16 protein-coding genes and 1 other annotated feature (1 of these 17 only partly in view) are annotated in these 17,501 nt (G+C 38.5%); of the genes, 4 read left to right on the top strand and 12 right to left on the bottom strand.

Going from position 1 to position 17,501, the window contains the following annotated elements:
* Window positions 1–17, bottom strand: a binding site (T-box leader); it reaches 201 nt to the left of the window's first position.
* A 56-nt stretch (window positions 18–73) separates the two neighbouring features.
* From gltX to OPF91_RS15930, 10 genes are all read right to left on the bottom strand, one after another.
* The gene (gene gltX, locus OPF91_RS15885; RefSeq protein ID WP_264989910.1) at window positions 74–1,534 is read right to left on the bottom strand and encodes a glutamate--tRNA ligase; all 1,461 of its coding nucleotides are present in this window, start codon (window positions 1,532–1,534) and stop codon (window positions 74–76) included.
* Window positions 1,535–1,617: 83 nt separating this feature from the next.
* Window positions 1,618–2,094, bottom strand: a complete 477-nt coding sequence (gene ispF / locus OPF91_RS15890) for a 2-C-methyl-D-erythritol 2,4-cyclodiphosphate synthase (RefSeq protein ID WP_264989911.1) — start codon at window positions 2,092–2,094, stop codon at window positions 1,618–1,620.
* Window positions 2,095–2,190: 96 nt separating this feature from the next.
* On the bottom strand, window positions 2,191–3,132 hold the full coding sequence (gene epsC, locus OPF91_RS15895) for a serine O-acetyltransferase EpsC (protein ID WP_264989912.1): 942 nt from the start codon (window positions 3,130–3,132) through the stop codon (window positions 2,191–2,193).
* A gap of 246 nt (window positions 3,133–3,378) precedes the next feature.
* Window positions 3,379–4,068: a 2-C-methyl-D-erythritol 4-phosphate cytidylyltransferase gene (gene ispD, locus OPF91_RS15900; RefSeq protein ID WP_264989913.1), complete on the bottom strand. Its 690-nt coding sequence runs from the start codon at window positions 4,066–4,068 to the stop codon at window positions 3,379–3,381.
* A gap of 11 nt (window positions 4,069–4,079) precedes the next feature.
* Complete coding sequence (locus tag OPF91_RS15905) at window positions 4,080–5,174, bottom strand: PIN/TRAM domain-containing protein (RefSeq protein ID WP_264989914.1); 1,095 nt, start codon at window positions 5,172–5,174, stop codon at window positions 4,080–4,082.
* A gap of 194 nt (window positions 5,175–5,368) precedes the next feature.
* Window positions 5,369–6,745, bottom strand: a complete 1,377-nt coding sequence (gene radA, locus OPF91_RS15910; protein WP_264989915.1) for a DNA repair protein RadA — start codon at window positions 6,743–6,745, stop codon at window positions 5,369–5,371.
* 154 nt (window positions 6,746–6,899) lie between these two features.
* Window positions 6,900–9,341, bottom strand: coding sequence for an ATP-dependent Clp protease ATP-binding subunit (locus tag OPF91_RS15915; protein WP_264989916.1), 2,442 nt, complete (start codon window positions 9,339–9,341; stop codon window positions 6,900–6,902).
* On the bottom strand, window positions 9,338–10,429 hold the full coding sequence (gene mcsB / locus OPF91_RS15920) for a protein-arginine kinase McsB (protein ID WP_264989917.1): 1,092 nt from the start codon (window positions 10,427–10,429) through the stop codon (window positions 9,338–9,340). Before mcsB ends, OPF91_RS15915 begins: the two co-directional genes overlap by 4 nt.
* Entirely contained in the window at window positions 10,426–10,968 is a 543-nt protein-coding gene (locus tag OPF91_RS15925) for a UvrB/UvrC motif-containing protein (protein ID WP_264989918.1), read from the bottom strand. The genes mcsB and OPF91_RS15925 overlap by 4 nt, the downstream gene beginning before the upstream one ends.
* Window positions 10,969–11,068: 100 nt before the next feature.
* On the bottom strand, window positions 11,069–11,539 hold the full coding sequence (locus tag OPF91_RS15930) for a CtsR family transcriptional regulator (protein ID WP_264989919.1): 471 nt from the start codon (window positions 11,537–11,539) through the stop codon (window positions 11,069–11,071).
* Between the two features lie 242 nt (window positions 11,540–11,781).
* On the opposite strand from OPF91_RS15930, the gene OPF91_RS15935 reads away from it, so the two are divergent.
* Window positions 11,782–13,476 carry a methyl-accepting chemotaxis protein gene (locus OPF91_RS15935; protein ID WP_264989920.1) on the top strand — a complete coding sequence of 565 codons (1,695 nt, stop codon included), beginning with the start codon at window positions 11,782–11,784 and terminating at the stop codon, window positions 13,474–13,476.
* Window positions 13,477–13,528: 52 nt separating this feature from the next.
* Here the strand turns inward: OPF91_RS15935 and OPF91_RS15940 are convergent, their stop codons facing one another.
* On the bottom strand, window positions 13,529–13,834 hold the full coding sequence (locus OPF91_RS15940) for a DUF4870 domain-containing protein (RefSeq protein ID WP_264989921.1): 306 nt from the start codon (window positions 13,832–13,834) through the stop codon (window positions 13,529–13,531).
* 103 nt (window positions 13,835–13,937) lie between these two features.
* On the opposite strand from OPF91_RS15940, the gene OPF91_RS15945 reads away from it, so the two are divergent.
* Both OPF91_RS15945 and corA read left to right on the top strand, forming a co-directional pair.
* Window positions 13,938–14,618: a class I SAM-dependent methyltransferase gene (locus OPF91_RS15945; protein WP_264989922.1), complete on the top strand. Its 681-nt coding sequence runs from the start codon at window positions 13,938–13,940 to the stop codon at window positions 14,616–14,618.
* Window positions 14,619–14,623: 5 nt separating this feature from the next.
* A complete protein-coding gene (gene corA, locus OPF91_RS15950; protein ID WP_264989923.1) occupies window positions 14,624–15,586 on the top strand; it encodes a magnesium/cobalt transporter CorA in 963 nt (320 codons plus the stop codon).
* Between the two features lie 45 nt (window positions 15,587–15,631).
* Here the strand turns inward: corA and OPF91_RS15955 are convergent, their stop codons facing one another.
* A complete protein-coding gene (locus OPF91_RS15955; RefSeq protein ID WP_264989924.1) occupies window positions 15,632–15,841 on the bottom strand; it encodes a hypothetical protein in 210 nt (69 codons plus the stop codon).
* Between the two features lie 343 nt (window positions 15,842–16,184).
* On the opposite strand from OPF91_RS15955, the gene OPF91_RS15960 reads away from it, so the two are divergent.
* Window positions 16,185–17,495 carry a globin-coupled sensor protein gene (locus OPF91_RS15960; protein ID WP_264989925.1) on the top strand — a complete coding sequence of 437 codons (1,311 nt, stop codon included), beginning with the start codon at window positions 16,185–16,187 and terminating at the stop codon, window positions 17,493–17,495.
* Window positions 17,496–17,501 lie beyond the last annotated feature (6 nt).

Here is a 17,501-nt window from a genome sequence, read left to right on the forward strand (position 1 = left end):
CTTTTCAACGCTTTCTCAATTTAACTACATTGTACAATGAATACTTAAATTGTCAATCCATATAACATTGAAATTATTTTGCAAATTTCTCTACACGATCAATTACTTTTTCTTTACCAATTAAACAAATGGCATTCGGCAAATCTGGGCCATGTGTTTCCCCTGTTGCTACAACACGGATTGGCATAAATAGGTTTTTCCCTTTATGGCCTGTTTCTTTTTGTACAGCTTTAATAGCCGCTTTAATCGCATCGGCTGTAAATTCTTCTAGGCTTTCCAACTGTGCCTTAAACGCCGCCATCACTTCTGGTACTTGCTCTCCTGCTAAAACAGCTTGTGCCTCTTCATCATATTCAACCGCATCATTAAAGAATAGGCTCGATAGCTCTACAATTTCAGCACCAAAGCTCATTTGGTCATGATATAGAGCGATTAAATTAGTTGCCCATGCATGTTGTTCTGCTGTTAGCTCTGCTGGCAATAAGTTTGCTTTTTGCAGATGTGGTAATGATAGTGCAACTACCTCTTCTAACGATAGTTTTTTAATATATTGATTATTCATCCATGTTAATTTTTGTTTATCAAACATAGATGGTGATTTAGATAGACGTTGCTCATCAAAAATGTTAATAAGCTCTTCTTTTGAGAAAATTTCCTCTTCACCCTCTGGAGACCAACCAAGCAACGCAAAGAAGTTAAACATTGCTTCAGGTAAGTAACCTAAATCTTTATATTGCGTGACAAATTGGATAATTGATTCATCACGTTTTGATAATTTTTTGCGGTTTTCATTAACAATTAATGTCATATGACCGTAACGTGGGTATTCCCAACCAAATGCATCGAAAATCATCATCTGCTTTGGTGTATTCGATAAGTGTTCTTCACCACGGAAAACATGAGAAATTTCCATGAAGTGGTCATCTAAAACAACTGCATAATTATACGTTGGAATGCCATTTGCTTTTACTAATACCCAATCACCAATATCCTTCGATTCAAACGTTACTTGACCACGTACTAAATCTTCAAAGTCATATGTGACATTTTCAGGTACACGCATACGAATGGTAAAGGCTTCTCCAGCCGCTTCCTTCGCTGCTACTTCTTCCTCTGATAAATGACGACAAGTACCATCATATGTTGGTGCTGCTACACCTCGTGCTTTTTGTTCTTCACGAGAAGCCTCCAATTTTTCAGAAGAGCAGAAACATTTATAAGCCACACCTTGCGCAAGTAACTTCTCCGCATGCTCCTTATAAATATCAAGACGCTCCATTTGGCGATACGGCGCATATGGTCCACCGATATCAACTGACTCATCATAGTCAATACCTAACCATCTTAAATTATCTAGCTGTGATGCTTCTCCACCCTCTACATTACGCTCAATATCTGTATCTTCAATACGGACAATAAATTTGCCATTATGATGTTTTGCATATAAATAATTAAATAATGCCGTACGCGCTCCACCGATGTGTAAAAAACCAGTTGGAGATGGTGCGTAACGAACACGAATTTCCTTCGTCATACCTAAATACCTCCTCGATTTAGCTATTCTTAGCTTTTGACTTTGTTCATTTTACCATTGTGCCCAAGCAAATAAAAGTAGGGCTATTTTTTTATCAACAAAATGGTTGCTAATGCAGCAATGCCTTCCTCACGTCCTGTAAATCCAAGCTTTTCAGTCGTTGTGGCTTTCACATTCACTTGTGACGGCTCTGCATTTAGTAATTCGGCAATGCGATTTTTCATTGGCTCAATATAAGGGGCCATTTTAGGTCGCTGGGCGATAATCGTTGCATCTACATTCCCTAATGCATAGCCTTTATCCTCAACGATTTTCCAAATATACTGCAATAATTTTGCAGAATCTGCATCTTTCCACTCTGCGTCTGTATCAGGAAAATGACGACCAATGTCGCCCTCACCAATTGCGCCAAGTGCGGCATCTGTAATTGTGTGCAACAAAACATCTGCATCTGAATGTCCCAGAAGCCCACGATCATGTGGAATTTCAATACCACCTAAAATCAATTTTCGCCCTTCAGCAAATGCATGTACATCATAACCTTGTCCAACTCGAAACATATCCATCTTCCTTTAATCCGTATTTACTTTCTATCATATCAAAGTTTGCCTAGAAATAGGGAAAATCTCTCCTTATGACAAAGAGAGATTTCATCGTTAAATATGATATTCAATATTTTTCATTTGGCTATTGCTAATGTTTGGGGATGGCTGTGAATTATAAACACGAGAATATGGTGGCACAGAATGTGTTAGCCAAATATTACTACCTAGCACGGAATCATGCCCAATGTTTGTTTCGCCACCTAAAATCGTTGCCCCTGCATAAATGACTACATTATCCGCAATATTCGGATGACGCTTAATACCTTTAATTGGATTACCATTTCCATCTAGAGGGAAACTTAATGCCCCAAGTGTTACACCTTGATAAATTTTGACGTTCTTACCAATTGTGCATGTTTCACCAATAACAACACCTGTTCCATGGTCGATAAAGAAAGACTCTCCAATTGTCGCTCCTGGATGAATATCAATGCCCGTCAAACGATGCGCATATTCCGACATAATACGTGGCACAATTTGTACACCCATCTCATAAAGCTCATGTGCAACACGATGAATATATACAGCCACAATAGATGGATAGCTCAGTAAAATTTCCTCTGTTGATAAAGCTGCTGGATCGCCATTATAGGCTGCTTGAATATCTGTTTGTAGCATTTGGCGAATTGCTGGGAATTGATTAATCAAATCCATAACAATTTTATCTGCTTGCTCACGGCAATATTTTTCACAATTTGCTGGATTACTGTCCTCCATATTGTAAATCAGCACTTTTTCAATAATATCACGTAAATCAAGTGCTGTTTCTCGTAGCTTATTACTGCTCACAACATTAATTTTCGTTTCGTCAGCAGGCTCAGTCGTGTAAACACCTGGGAACAGCACCTCATGAAAATTATCTATAATTTTATAAATACGGTCACGTCCAACGAAGCCAATGGAATTTTCGATATCGATATACTGTTTATTCATCTCATTCAACGAACTAGTAATTTGCGGAACTTGTTGATTTAGCCATTCATTTAAATTCATAGCAAGCAAACACCTCTCACAGCTTTTTCATCTATTCTATTATCATATTAACCAGATATCCATACTTATTTTTAAAAAGAGCTTGTTGTAGTATTTTTGTTGACTATACTATGATTCATACATTTTTCAAGCTAGGTGTTTATCACCAACAGTAAAACTTTTGAACAGTACACTACGAAATCTTCATTTATAAAACACAAGAGGCTAAGGTTTTTATCCCTTGCCTCTTCTCTACAACACTCACTACTATCCTTCCAGAGCACGCTTATGTAAAATTGCCTCGCCGAATACTAAATCTTCTTGTGTGGTAATTTTGACATTTTCATAGCTGCTCTCTACAATTCGCACCTCATGACCTAAGCGCTCCATTAACATGGCCTCATCCGTTCCAAGAAAACCAACCTTTTCAGCTACATCCTCAGCCTCCACGATTAACTCGAAACGAAAAGCTTGAGGCGTTTGCACCATCCATAAACTTTCACGATCAACGGTTTCCTCAATGATGCCATTTGACACTTTTTTCATCGTATCCTTCGCACGTACACCCGCAATGGCTGCACCGTAATCATGCGCACTTTCCACAAGATGCGCAATAATATCATGTGTGATAAATGGACGTGCTGCATCATGCACAAGTACGATGCTTACCTGTTCCATCGCCTTTAAGCATGAATGCACCGAATGCTGTCGTTCAGCCCCACCATCAGGCAAGCCCTTTACCTTCGTAATCCCATATTCGACAAGCATTCGTTCAATAAAGGCACGCTCCTCAGGCTTCACTGCAAGCCAAATACCTGTGCATCTGTCATCACGCTCAAATACTTCCAATGTATGCGCAAGAATTGGCTTGCCTAAAAGATATAAAAATAATTTATTTTGCCCTGCGCCCATTCGCTTGCCACTCCCCGCAGCAGGCAATACTACTTCATATTGCATAGTCCCACTTCCTAATCATCCTTTGGCTTCGCAAAAATCATTCGTCCCGCTGATGTTTGCAAAACGCTTGTTACCGTTACTGTAATGGCTTGTCCAATATAATGACGTCCACCCTCTACAACAATCATCGTACCATCATCTAAATAAGCAACACCCTGATTATGCTCTTTACCATCCTTAATGACGACAACCTGCATATCTTCGCCTGGGATTACAACAGGCTTAACAGCATTCGCTAAATCATTAATATTCAAAACTTTTACTTGATGAAGCTCACAAACCTTATTCAGATTAAAGTCATTCGTAACAATTTTTGTATTATTACCCATTTTCTTAGCAAGTCTCACAAGCTTCAAATCGACTTCTTGCACATCGTCAAAGTCTTCTTCCGTAATTTCTACCTTCGTTGCTCGTTCATCCTGTAGCATTTTCAAAATGTCCAAGCCTCGACGACCTCTTGTGCGCTTTAATGTATCAGACGAATCTGCAATATGCTGTAGCTCTGTCAGCACAAACTGAGGAACCACCAATACCCCCTCGATAAAACCTGTTCCCGAAATATCAGCAATGCGCCCATCAATAATCACACTCGTATCTAGCAGCTTATAACTGCCTTGTATCTCGATAACCTCAGCATCTTCAGCAGCTTTCTTTTTCGCATTGCTGCTTTTTAATGTGAATATTTGCAATAATTCTTCCCGCTTTTTAAAACCTACACGGAACCCTAAATAGCCTAAAATAAAGGATAAAATAATCGGCATAAACTTCATGATATTTGTGATGATTGGAAATTGAATACTATCAAGCGCAAAACCTAAGAAATACGCTACGATTAAGCCGATAATCAATCCTAATGTACCGAATAATAAATCAGCAACAGGTATTTTAAACAATACCTCCTCCATCCAGCTTATCCATTTGACTAAATAATCCGAAAAGCCAAAGGATAACGTAAATAAAAAAAGTGCACCGATTGCTACCGATATGTATGGATTATCAAGCCAAGGAATAGATGATAAATGAAGCAACTCGTATAATGGCGGTAAGACAACAAGACCTAATGCTCCTCCTATCAGTAAACAAGCAATTTGAACAAACCTTTTCATCGTCTTCTCTCCTTTCAATTTTAGATTACTTTAATAATATGAGGTCATATGTACGTGACAGATTATTAGTCTACTGTTACCTCTTATTTTATTATTATTTCGATTATACATAGTTTATAGTAGAAAATCCTGTATAAGCCTATAAATTTATGATGAAAATGCATGTCGGCTTTTCACCAACATGCATTGATCCACTATCTATCTGTAAAACAGGCATTTAACGCATCTTTAATTGTTTCGACACCGACAATTTCAATACCTTCTGGGAATTGCCATCCACCAATATTAGAAGCGGGAATAAAGGCACGTTTAAAGCCAAGTTTAGCCGCTTCGACTACACGTTGCTCAATACGTGTCACACGCCGTACTTCTCCTGTTAGCCCTACCTCACCTACAAAGCAATCCGTGGCACGAACAGCTTGATCCTTAAAGCTAGATACAATACTTGTAAGGACAGCTAAATCAATCGCAGGCTCATCTAATTTAACACCACCCGCTACTTTAATATATGCATCCTGTGCTTGCAGCATGAGGCTCATTCTTTTCTCCAACACAGCCATAAGTAACTGTACACGGTTTTGATCAACACCTGTCGTCATTCGCTTTGGATAATTAAAGCTCGTAGGTGTGACAAGTGATTGAATCTCTACTAAAATAGGTCGAGTTCCCTCCATAGAAGCAACAATGGTAGATCCCGCAGCTCCCTGTGAACGCTCCTGTAAAAAGAGCTCAGATGGATTTAACACTTCCTTTAAGCCACCTTGTAGCATTTCAAAAATAGCAATTTCATTTGTTGAACCAAAGCGATTTTTTTGACTGCGTAAAATGCGATGATTGTGATGACGTTCTCCTTCAAAATAAAGCACCGTATCTACCATATGCTCTAAAATACGTGGCCCTGCAATTTGCCCTTCCTTCGTCACATGCCCAACTAAGAAAATAGCAATGCCCTTCGTTTTAGCAATGCGCATTAATTCAGCCGTACATTCACGCACCTGCGAAACACTACCTGGTGCACTTGTGACCTCTGGATGAAAGACTGTTTGAATGGAGTCGACAATCACAAATTTCGGCTGTACATCCTCAATTGTTTGATGTAAAAATTCTAAGTTCGTTTCCGAATAAATATAAAGCTCCTGTGATATCACACCTAAACGTTCCGCACGTAGCTTTGTTTGACGAATCGATTCCTCACCTGAAATATAGAGCACCCGATGCCCTTTATTTGAGAGAAGTGCGGAAACCTGTAGAAGCAAGGTTGATTTCCCAATCCCAGGGTCCCCCCCAATTAATACGAGAGAGCCTGGTACAATTCCTCCACCTAGCACACGATTTAACTCACCCATTTCCGTTGCGACACGAGGTTCTTCTGCTGCTTCTACATGAATAATAGGCACAGCTTTTTGTGTCACTGTCGCTGAATGCTGGAATGCGCCACGTGGTCCCTTTGCCACAATCTCTACCTCTTCTACCATCTTGTTCCATTCACCGCAGCCAGGACAGCGCCCCATCCATTTAGCTGACTCATAACCACAGCCTGAGCAAACAAATTTTGTCTTCTTTTTCGCCATACAATCCCTCGATTCTTTACTACTAGTAGCTTTAGTATAGCAAATATTTTTAGTGTACGTTTTCTATGCACTTGTTTCGGATATTGAAAATTTTTACGAAAAAAATAGATAAAGCCCCAAAAGACTTTATCTATTATCTATTCATCGTATTCGCTTAAACTTCAAGCACCTTTTCTTTACTACGCACAACAAATTCGCCTTCCACATAGTCGAAAATAATTGTTCCTCCAGTTAAAACTGTACCTTTTAACAGTTCTTCTGATAGGCGGTCTTCCACGTGCTTTTGCAATGCACGACGTAATGGGCGTGCACCGTATTGTGGGTCATAGCCTTCATCCACAATTTTCTCTAACGCTGCATCTGTCAGCTCTAGCTCGATATCTTGCTCTCTTAGACGTTTTGTTAGAGCGTTTGCCATTAAGGACACGATTTCTTTTAAATGTTCTTTCTCCAATGAATGGAAGACAATCATTTCATCAATACGGTTTAAAAACTCTGGACGGAAGGCCTTTTTCAGCTCTTCTAGCATTGTGCTCTTCATGTCCTTATGTTTTGAATCTACCCCGCCTGTAGTAAAGCCAAGGTTTTTACGGTATTTCAATGCGTCTGCCCCAACATTTGATGTCATAATCACGACCGTATTACGGAAATCAACCGTGCGACCTTTAGAATCAGTTAAACGGCCATCCTCTAATACTTGTAGTAAAATATTGAAAACATCTGGATGTGCCTTTTCAATTTCATCTAATAATACAACAGAATACGGTTTGCGACGTACTTTTTCTGTTAGCTGACCGCCATCATCAAAGCCCACATAGCCTGGAGGTGAACCAACTAAGCGTGATGTCGAGTGTTTTTCCATGTATTCGGACATGTCTACACGAATCATTGCATCCTCATCACCAAACATCACTTCTGCTAATGCTCTCGCAAGCTCGGTTTTCCCTACCCCTGTAGGACCTAAGAAAATAAAGGAGCCAATTGGACGTTTTGGATCTTTTAAGCCTGCTCTTGCACGACGAATAGCACGAGAAATAGCTTCGACCGCTTCACCTTGCCCTACAACGCGTTTGTGTAATTCTTCTTCAAGCTGTAAAAGCTTTGCTGATTCCTCTGAAGCAATTTTCGATACTGGGATTCCTGTCCACATCGATACAACGGCTGCAACATCATCCACTGTGACTTGTGATTCGGAGCGACCTTGCTCTTCCTTCCAGTTCTTTCTTGTTGCCTCGATTTCATCTTTTAGCTTTTGCTCTGTATCTCGTAATGATGCCGCTTTTTCAAATTCTTGACCTGATACCGCTGCATTTTTCTCTGAACGTACATTTTCAAGACGGTCTTCTAAAGCCTTTAAACTTGGTGGCACTGCGAATGAACGTAAGCGTACTTTCGAGCCTGCCTCATCAATTAAATCAATCGCTTTATCTGGTAAGAAACGATCTGAAATATAGCGATCACTTAGCTTTGCTGCAGCTTCAATCGCTTCATCTGTAATTTTCACACGGTGATGTGCCTCATAACGGTCACGTAATCCATGAATAATTTGGATTGCTTCTTCAACAGTTGGCTCATCTACTCGAATTGGTTGGAAACGGCGTTCTAGAGCGGCATCCTTCTCAATGTATTTACGATATTCATCCAATGTTGTTGCACCAATACATTGTAACTCACCACGTGCTAGAGATGGTTTCAAAATATTAGAAGCGTCAATTGCCCCTTCTGCACCACCTGCACCGATTAATGTATGCAATTCATCGATAAATAAAATAATATTACCTGCTTGGCGAATTTCATCCATTACTTTTTTCAAACGATCTTCAAATTCACCACGATATTTTGTGCCTGCGACAACTGTTCCCATATCCAATGTCATCACGCGTTTATTGCGTAAAATCTCTGGTACTTCATTGTTAATAATTTGTTGTGCTAAGCCTTCTGCAATTGCTGTTTTACCAACACCAGGCTCCCCGATTAAGACAGGGTTATTTTTCGTACGGCGAGATAAAACTTCAATGACACGTGTAATTTCATTGCTACGACCAATTACAGGGTCTAATGAGCCTTCTCTTGCAATTTGTGTTAAATCACGTGCAAGACTATCTAATGTTGGCGTGCTGACAGCTTGTGTTGCCTGTTGGCTAGCTTGTGGATTATCATTATTCCCTAATAGCAATAATACCTGTTGGCGTGCTTTATTTAAGCCAACTCCTACATTGTTCAATACACGAGCTGCTACGCCTTCACCCTCACGAATTAACGCTAACAGCAAATGCTCTGTTCCAATATAAGAGTGCCCTAGCTTACGTGATTCATCGACAGATAATTCAATGACTTTTTTCGCTCTTGGTGTATAATGTACGATTGGACCTACATCCTCTGTACCTTTCCCAACAAGCTCCTCAATACCTGCTTCAATCATTTGTGGACTTACTTCAATCGCCTCTAGTGCTTTTGCGGCAATACCGCCACCTTCACGAATTAGTCCCAATAAAATATGCTCTGTCCCAATTGACTCATGTTTCCAATGAATGGCTTCTTCTTGCGCTAATTGCAATACTTTTTGTGCACGTTGTGTAAAACGATTAAACATCATATAGCATCTGCTCCTTTTTCATCAATCATCGGTTTATTCATTAATACTTCCCGTAACATCGTTGCACGTATACGGTCTCGCTCAGCAGGCGGTAAAATTTCATTAACATAATGCTGTAAAAAGCCTGGCTGCATACTAACAATACATTCATTAATCGTTGTAGCTGGAATATTGTCGATCAGTTTTAAATCAATTCCTAAACGCACATTCGATAAACAGGTTGCTGCCTCTTCACTCGTTAAAATGCGTGCATGTGTTAGCGTACCTAAAGCACGATAAACACGATCTTCCAGCGCAAACTCAGCCTTTTCCAACAGTCTCTCTCGTGCCTGCCGTTCTTTTTGAATAATTTTTTCAGCCACACTCTGGATATCGGCTAAAATATCATCTTCCGCTTTCCCTAATGTAATCTGATTTGAAACTTGATACATATTGGCTAAGCTTTCACTACCTTCACCATAAATTCCTCTAACAGTCATCCCTAATCTGGTCATCGCATTAATGATTTGATTCATCTGACCAGTCAAGGTCAATGCTGGTAAATGCATCATCACAGATGCTCGTAAACCTGTGCCAATATTTGTAGGACAACTTGTTAAATAACCAAAAGTTCCTCGAAAAGCATATGGTAAAGTTTTTTCTAATATACGGTCAATCGCATCTGCCTGCTCATATGCCTGTTGAAGCTGAAAACTTGCTGTCATACATTGAATCCGAAGATGATCTTCTTCATTCACCATAATGCTCACAGCTTCATCTTCTGATAACAGCATGGAACCTACCTGCTCCTTTTTAGCTAATTGCGGACTAATTAAATGCTTTTCCACTAAGATTTGACGCTGTAATGGCGATAAATCCTTAATAGCAAAATAGGCATAGTTTTGGCTCAGCTGTGTACTATCCTTAATAGCATGTGTCACTGCCTGTTCAATTTGCAAAGCTTCATTCTCTGAAAAGGCTAATGGAAATCGATACCCATCTAAATTACGTGCAAGACGAATGCGTGTACTAATCACAATATCTGAATAGTCGTCTTCTCTATTCATCCATGTAGGGGTAGCTCGTGTTAAAAACGAGTCAATCATCACGATACATCACCACCTTCAAGTTGCAATTGCTGTTCAAGCTCCCTTGCTTCATCTCGTAGCTTTGCGGCTTCTTCAAACTGCTCGTCCTCAACGGCCACTTGCATTCGTTTACGAATCGATTCAATTTGCTTCTTAATGGCAAAGCGATTATTGTAAGTGCTTGGTATTTTCCCACTATGCTGTGGACTTGCTTGTATGCGATTAAAGAGCTTGGGTAAATGTTCACTAAACGTATCATAGCAACTCGGACACCCAAATTTGCCTTCCTTTAAAAAACGTTTATACGTGAATCCACATTGTGGACATGTTTGCTGTGTCTGCACTTGTTGCTTTTCATCCATTTTTTGTTGCCAAGATGGTGAGCCAAACCAATTAGATAATAGCTGCTGAATAGATATTGGCTCTTGCTTAAATTCTGCATGAAATGGATGGAACTGCGAAGCACAAACATCACAATAATGATGCTCTACTTTCTGACCATTTTGAACTTGTGTCACAGTCACTGTAGCATTACGCTGTTTACAGTGTTCGCAAATCATTCCCATCACCTCTTTACATTTGTTGCTGACGCTTCGTTGCACTCTAGCTTTCGCACAGAAAACATTTGTTGCTGTTGCTTCGCTTTCAGTACAAAAAACACTATTTTTGTTGCTCGTACTTAATGGTCGTCAGCATCGCTCGTAAAACTTTTGCACGAATGCTATCTCGCAATGGCAGTGACACATCTAAACTTGTACGATCAATAGCAGCTAACATTAACTTCGCCTCCCGCTTTGAAATTACCTGCTCGTCAATTAAACGATAGATAATATCTTCTCCCATTGTTTGGGACGCCCCACCTTCAATTTGCTTTAAAATGGCGTCGATTAAATCAATCTGGGAGTTTTCGCGGACACGTAAAATTCGGATGTACCCACCACCGCCTCGCTTACTCTCTACAAGATAACCTCGCTCGGCTGTAAATCGTGTATTAATTACATAATTTATTTGCGAAGGGACACATTGAAATTTATCAGCAATTTCACTGCGCTTAATTTCAATATACCCTTCTCTATCTAATTCAAGTACTTGTTTTAAATAGCCTTCTATGATGTCTGATATATTACGCATTTTCGGAATACACCTCGCTTATCTCATTGACTTTGACTATCTTTGACTTTATTATACAAAATCATAAAAATTAAATGCAATTAATTCGCCCATTGAAACTTGAAATAATATTTTATAAAAAGGGTTTTAGACACAAGGATTTTTCTTAAATATGTAGAACTTTTTAAATGATAGATGAATACACCATCACTCAAATGGAATTTAAAAACAAAAAATAACGGATTTTAGAAAGGGTTTTACAGATGAAAATTAAATCATTGCTCGTCTCTGTCATTATCATCACCATAGTGTTATTTTTAATAAACATTGGTAGCTTTTTCTTTTTAATACAAAGCAATAACCAACAAGTGAATGCCTTTCAAAAAGAAAGTACTATTCTTTACTTAAAAGAGCAGTTGGTCAGAGTATCAGATGATTTAACGACGCTTGCACGTGCCTATGCTAGCACAGGCGATAAAAAATTTTATGATGAATATATGAAGGAAGTTAACGAAACGCAAACCTATCAGAAAGTGATTACGCAATTTGAAGATGTATTGCCGCAAAATTTATTGAATATCGTGCAAAATGTACAAGCCGAGTCGGCTGAATTAGCAAAGACCGAAGAACAAGGATTTCAATTGATTCAAACAGGGGACTTACAAAAAGCAGCTGATTTAATGTACAGTAATGAATACTTTTCAGGTAAAGAACAAATTAATAATTACTTAACTCAATTTAATACAGAGGTAGAAGAGTGGATTTCAGAGCAAACGGGGGCAGCACATTCACGTGTTACAACAAGCCTGATTATACTTGGATCCTCCATTGCTTTCTTTTCCCTTTTCAGCTTATTAGCAAGCATTTTAATTATTACAAAGCTCAAACCGTTATTTACTATGATCGAACAAACAAAACAAGTAGCTCAAGGAAACTTAACCATTGAACCATTAAGCCTAAAAGAGGGAGCAAAGGATGAAATCTCACAGCTTTCTCAAGCATTTAATCACATGTTTGCCAATTTAAAAAATATGCTGTCCGTAGTGGCCCATTCCAGTATCGAATTATCTGCCTCAACTGAAGAATTGATTGTCAATGTCGATCAATCCACAAAAGCAACGGAGAAAATCGTACTAGCTACAGAAGAAATTGCAAATGGCTCTACCACACAATTAGTACAAATCGAAGAAAGTTCAAAGGCTATGTCAGAAGTGGCGCAAGGCATTCACCATGTAGCTACAACGGCTTCTGATGTCGCAATTGCTTCCGAGAAATCCTCTAACAAAGCAGTGGATGGCGGTAAAAGCTTAACATTAGCTGTTACACAAATGCAGCAAATTGAAAAAGTGGTAGGCGAAACGATGGGTTCTATTACATCTCTATCAACACGCTCACAAGAAATTGAAAAAATTGTCGATGCCATTACAGATATTGCCGATCAAACGAACCTATTAGCCTTGAATGCAGCAATTGAGGCAGCTCGTGCTGGAGAAGCTGGGAAAGGCTTTGCCGTGGTAGCCGATGAGGTGCGTAAGTTAGCTGAGGAGTCCAGTCGTTCTGCACAGCAAATTACAACGATTATTTACTCTATTCAAGCTGAAACACAATTGACTGTACAAAAAATGGGCCAAGTGAATGATAACGTATCACAAGGTGTAGAAATTGTCGCAAACACAGGAGCAGCATTCCAAGAAATTATTACAGCAGCTCGTCTCGTAACAGATCAAATTCAAGAAGTATCAGCCGTATCACAGCAAATGGCAGCAAGTGCTGAGCAAGTTTCAGCGACATTTGAGTCATTACAAACGATTTCTGCCTCTTCAAATGATTCTACACAGCAGGTAGCTGGCCTATCAGAGGAGCAGCTTGCATCTATGGAAGAAATCTCTTCAGCAACACAATTATTGAACAATTTAGCAAGGGAATTAAATGATGAGGTTAGTAAATTCAGCGTTTAATTATATGAAAAAGGAGATGTCGCATAATGGACATCTCCTTTTAATTGATAGATTAAAACCAGCGACCAACAATTGGATAACGCCATGATTCGTCAGATAATGCTTTCACAATACCGATAATCGGTACAACAATTGTCATCAGGATGAAAATTAATAAGAATGGTAACCCAATGATTAGGAAGCTTAGTACACCTGAAATCGCAATTAAAACACCCATAACAATTTGGAACAACAATGCTTGAATCGAAATCGCTTTTACTTCCTCATCTGAACTAATTAAGAAAAAAATAATGGGCACTAACCATGGTGCGAAAAAGGCACTCGCATGTATGATTACTTTAGACCATTTTGTCTCCATGTATATCAACTCATTTCTTTATATTTTATTTATTACTATATACGGGGCTATACTAAAAATAGTTTCATGAATTAAAAAATTTTTGAAAGGTATGTGAAGCATTATGCAATTCGATCACACACTTGCTCCTGAATATGAAAAAGGCATTCGCCGCACACTACCGAGCTATGATGCCATGTTACGTTTAGCACAGAGCTTTTATCAAGCTGCATTACCTGAAAAAGCGACATTGCTAATTGTTGGTTCAGGTAGTGGTAATGAAATTCTACAGTTTGCTGAAAATCGATCACACTGGACATTTGTTGGCTTAGACCCTGCTGAAGCGATGCTAGAAATTGCCCAGCAGCGTGTAAGTACTTTACCTAACGCTGTGTCTTTACTAAAAGGAACAATGCTGGATAGCCTGCTACCCGATGAAAAATTTGATGCGGCTAGCTGTATTTTAGTGCTTCATTTTATTCATACATATGAGGAGAAATTAGCCACATTGCAAGCCATTGCTGCTCATTTAAAACCTGATGCTCCGTTTGTTATTGTCTCTAAATACGGTCAACTCCATTCAGAGGAAACAGAACTACAATTTGATTTATGGCGTGCTTATTGGCAACAGCATACAAGGCTATCTAAAGAAGAAATCGCCACTATGGAGAATACTGTACGCTCATTGTCCTTTATGCCAGAGCAAGATATAGTAGCATTATTAAGCCAAGCAGGATTTACACAGCCAGCTCGATTTTTTGCCACTACATTATTTGGTGGTTGGCTATGTTATAAAAAGAGGTGAACCCCATGATACACACAATAGGTATTACGAAAGATCAACAACTTATTAAGGATTTTCCTCTTGAGATGATTCAACAAAAGGAATTTGAATGGTATTGGGTTGATTTTGATTGCCCTACTACTAAAGAAGAATCATTATTGGACACGTTTTTTCATTTCCATCCATTAGCGATAGAAGACTGTCTTACCCTTTTGCAGCGTCCTAAGTTAGATTTTTATGATGATTTTCATTTTTTCGTCTTACATCGTATAAATGAAAGTACATTGGTTTCTGAGGAGATTAATATTTTTCTATCTCATCAATTTGTCGTCACATTCCATAAAAGCAATGCCCCTGAAATAGAGCTGGTTCGTAAAAGCTTAGAAGCCCAATCAAAAAACTGGGAGCGTGGAACGGTTTATTTAACTTATCAAACCATTGATAAAATTGTGGATAGTTACTTCCCACTTGTTTATCAAATCGAGGATCAATTAAATACACTAGAGGATGAACTCACCTATCATAATAATGTCCACGCGATGAAAACCGTGTTTGAATTCCGTAGTGACTTATTGCATTTAAGAAGAACTATTTTGCCAATGCGAGATTTACTGTACCGTATCATGAATTCAGAACGCTTTTCACTGAATCCATCTGAGCGTGCTTATTTTGGGGATATTTATGACCATCTACTCAAGCTAGCCGAGATGATTGAGTCAAACCGTGAACTGACAGCAGATATGCGGGATAGCTATATGGCGATGAGCTCGACTCGCATGAATGGCATTATGATGACTTTAACCATCGTCTCCACTATTTTTATTCCATTAACCTTTATTGCAGGTGTTTATGGGATGAATTTTGATTATATGCCTGAACTTCATGGACACTATAGCTACTTTATTGTATTAGGTATTATGCTAATTATTGTTTTATTAATGCTGGTATTTTTCAAACTAAAAGGCTGGTTCAAATTGTTGAAGCCATAAAAAAATTGCCCTGTTTCACGAAAAATGTGAAGTGGGGCAGTTTTTTTAACGAGGACCACGATCATCAATTTTATTTTCCCCTTGTTGTGGGAATAAAAAATAAGCTAATATACCTGACACGAATGTTGCGCCAATGGTAATCAGTAATTGATTTACACTTGGTACTTCTTCATAATAGTTGCGTAACATAAAAATCGAGCCTATGAAAACAATGACCATGACAGGAATAATAAATTTAAATCGTTTCTTCTCCATATGTAACCTCCGCCCAAATTCATCACTAAACAGTTCGTATTTTACAGGTTCCTACGTGCAAATTCAAATCGCTCTAAAAAACTATTAACAATTATTTGCTTTCAATAGAAAAAATAATGAAAAAAATAATATTTTTAACCAAATCTTTATAAAAGATAGTAAAATGGATTAAATATTTCATTTATCCTACGTTAACAAACAGTAAAATCTCTACTTCAATCAATTACAAGTGGATGATTAATTATTTGTCAAAACCCGATTAATGAAAATTATTAATTAGCGGATGCGATCACCTCCACTGATTGGAGGTTCACTTTATATTAAGGAATGGAGCATATTCATAATGAGTTGGTTTACAAGTAAACGAAGTTCGGATGGGTCAATCACATTAACACCAGATGCATATAGAAATCATGTGAAATTAGATATTTCTCATCATCCCAACCTTCAAAAGCAGTTGCAATTATTACATTTAACAGTTGAAGATTTAGCCGTTATTAAACAATTGCAGCCATTAACGAAGGAGCTAATTCCTCAAATGGTGGATCGATTTTATGCAGCCATCAGTTTGAGCCAAGAATTATTAACTATTATTAATCAAACTTCTCACATTGATCGTTTAAAGGTTACGCTACATAAACATTTAAGTGATATTTTTGATAGTTACATTGACACCGCTTACATTAATGAACGCAAAACTATTGCAGAAGTACACGTACGCATTGGTTTACAATCTAAATGGTATATCGCTTCGTTTCAATCCTTGACTTCTACTTTCATCGATTTTGTTACTGAGCTCGATATGTCTAAAGAAGATGCACTACTTGCAATTAATGCCTTTAGTAAAATCATTAATTTTGAGCAGCAGCTTGTAATCGAAGCCTATGAAAAAGAAGAGGAACGCATTCGCACCCTAACAAATGAAACGAAAAATTCGCTGGTGACAACCATTCAGCAAACAGCAGAGGAATTGAATGCTATTAGTGAAGATACAGCAGCATCCCTACTTGCGATTTCCTCTCAAACAGATGATATCGCTGGCGCAACACAACAAGGCTTACATTTAGTTGCCAATACACAGGAGAAATCCCAACGTGGACAATCACAACTACAAGAGCAAAATAATTTGATGCAAACAATCGCTCAAAGTGTCAACAGCCTTGAAATAACAATGAACCAACTACGTGTTTCATCTCAAAAAATCTCAGAGATTGTTGGACTTGTGACAGGTATAGCAGACCAAACCAATTTATTAGCGTTGAATGCATCGATTGAGGCAGCACGTGCTGGTGAACATGGGAAAGGTTTTGCAGTTGTAGCAGATGAGGTGCGCAAGCTAGCAGAAGAAACGAAAAATGCTGTACAAAATGTTTCTCATCTCATTAAAGACACTGAAAACAACATTACAACAATGGCTAACTCTGTTACAAATGTGGACCAAAAAATTCAACATAGTGTAGATACACAGCAAAGTTTATCAAAATCTTTTCATGATATTATCGATGCTATTTCAGGTATCCAGCAACAATACGTTAGTACCTCAAAAGATATCTCGACCATCTCTCATTTGATTACAGAGTTATCACAGGGTGCAACACTCGTGTCTTCTTCATCCGACTCACTCATTAATGTCATTAACGAACTCAATACTTAATAAAAG

Source organism: Lysinibacillus piscis (assembly GCF_026012395.1).
Lineage (GTDB): Bacteria > Bacillota > Bacilli > Bacillales_A > Planococcaceae > Lysinibacillus > Lysinibacillus piscis.

Excerpts from the sequence above, each read along its gene's own strand:
- OPF91_RS15945 (WP_264989922.1), top strand. The coding sequence starts at position 13,938 with ATGCAATTCGATCACACACTTGCTCCTGAATATGAAAAAGGCATTCGC.
- OPF91_RS15925 (WP_264989918.1), bottom strand. The coding sequence starts at position 10,968 with ATGATTTGCGAACACTGTAAACAGCGTAATGCTACAGTGACTGTGACA.
- OPF91_RS15905 (WP_264989914.1), bottom strand. The coding sequence starts at position 5,174 with ATGAAAAGGTTTGTTCAAATTGCTTGTTTACTGATAGGAGGAGCATTA.
- OPF91_RS15955 (WP_264989924.1), bottom strand. The coding sequence starts at position 15,841 with ATGGAGAAGAAACGATTTAAATTTATTATTCCTGTCATGGTCATTGTT.
- OPF91_RS15935 (WP_264989920.1), top strand. The coding sequence starts at position 11,782 with ATGAAAATTAAATCATTGCTCGTCTCTGTCATTATCATCACCATAGTG.
- gltX (WP_264989910.1), bottom strand. The coding sequence starts at position 1,534 with ATGACGAAGGAAATTCGTGTTCGTTACGCACCATCTCCAACTGGTTTT.
- epsC (WP_264989912.1), bottom strand. The coding sequence starts at position 3,132 with ATGAATTTAAATGAATGGCTAAATCAACAAGTTCCGCAAATTACTAGT.
- ispF (WP_264989911.1), bottom strand. The coding sequence starts at position 2,094 with ATGTTTCGAGTTGGACAAGGTTATGATGTACATGCATTTGCTGAAGGG.
- OPF91_RS15940 (WP_264989921.1), bottom strand. The coding sequence starts at position 13,834 with ATGGAGACAAAATGGTCTAAAGTAATCATACATGCGAGTGCCTTTTTC.
- OPF91_RS15930 (WP_264989919.1), bottom strand. The coding sequence starts at position 11,539 with ATGCGTAATATATCAGACATCATAGAAGGCTATTTAAAACAAGTACTT.
- OPF91_RS15960 (WP_264989925.1), top strand. The coding sequence starts at position 16,185 with ATGAGTTGGTTTACAAGTAAACGAAGTTCGGATGGGTCAATCACATTA.
- radA (WP_264989915.1), bottom strand. The coding sequence starts at position 6,745 with ATGGCGAAAAAGAAGACAAAATTTGTTTGCTCAGGCTGTGGTTATGAG.
- OPF91_RS15915 (WP_264989916.1), bottom strand. The coding sequence starts at position 9,341 with ATGATGTTTAATCGTTTTACACAACGTGCACAAAAAGTATTGCAATTA.
- corA (WP_264989923.1), top strand. The coding sequence starts at position 14,624 with ATGATACACACAATAGGTATTACGAAAGATCAACAACTTATTAAGGAT.
- ispD (WP_264989913.1), bottom strand. The coding sequence starts at position 4,068 with ATGCAATATGAAGTAGTATTGCCTGCTGCGGGGAGTGGCAAGCGAATG.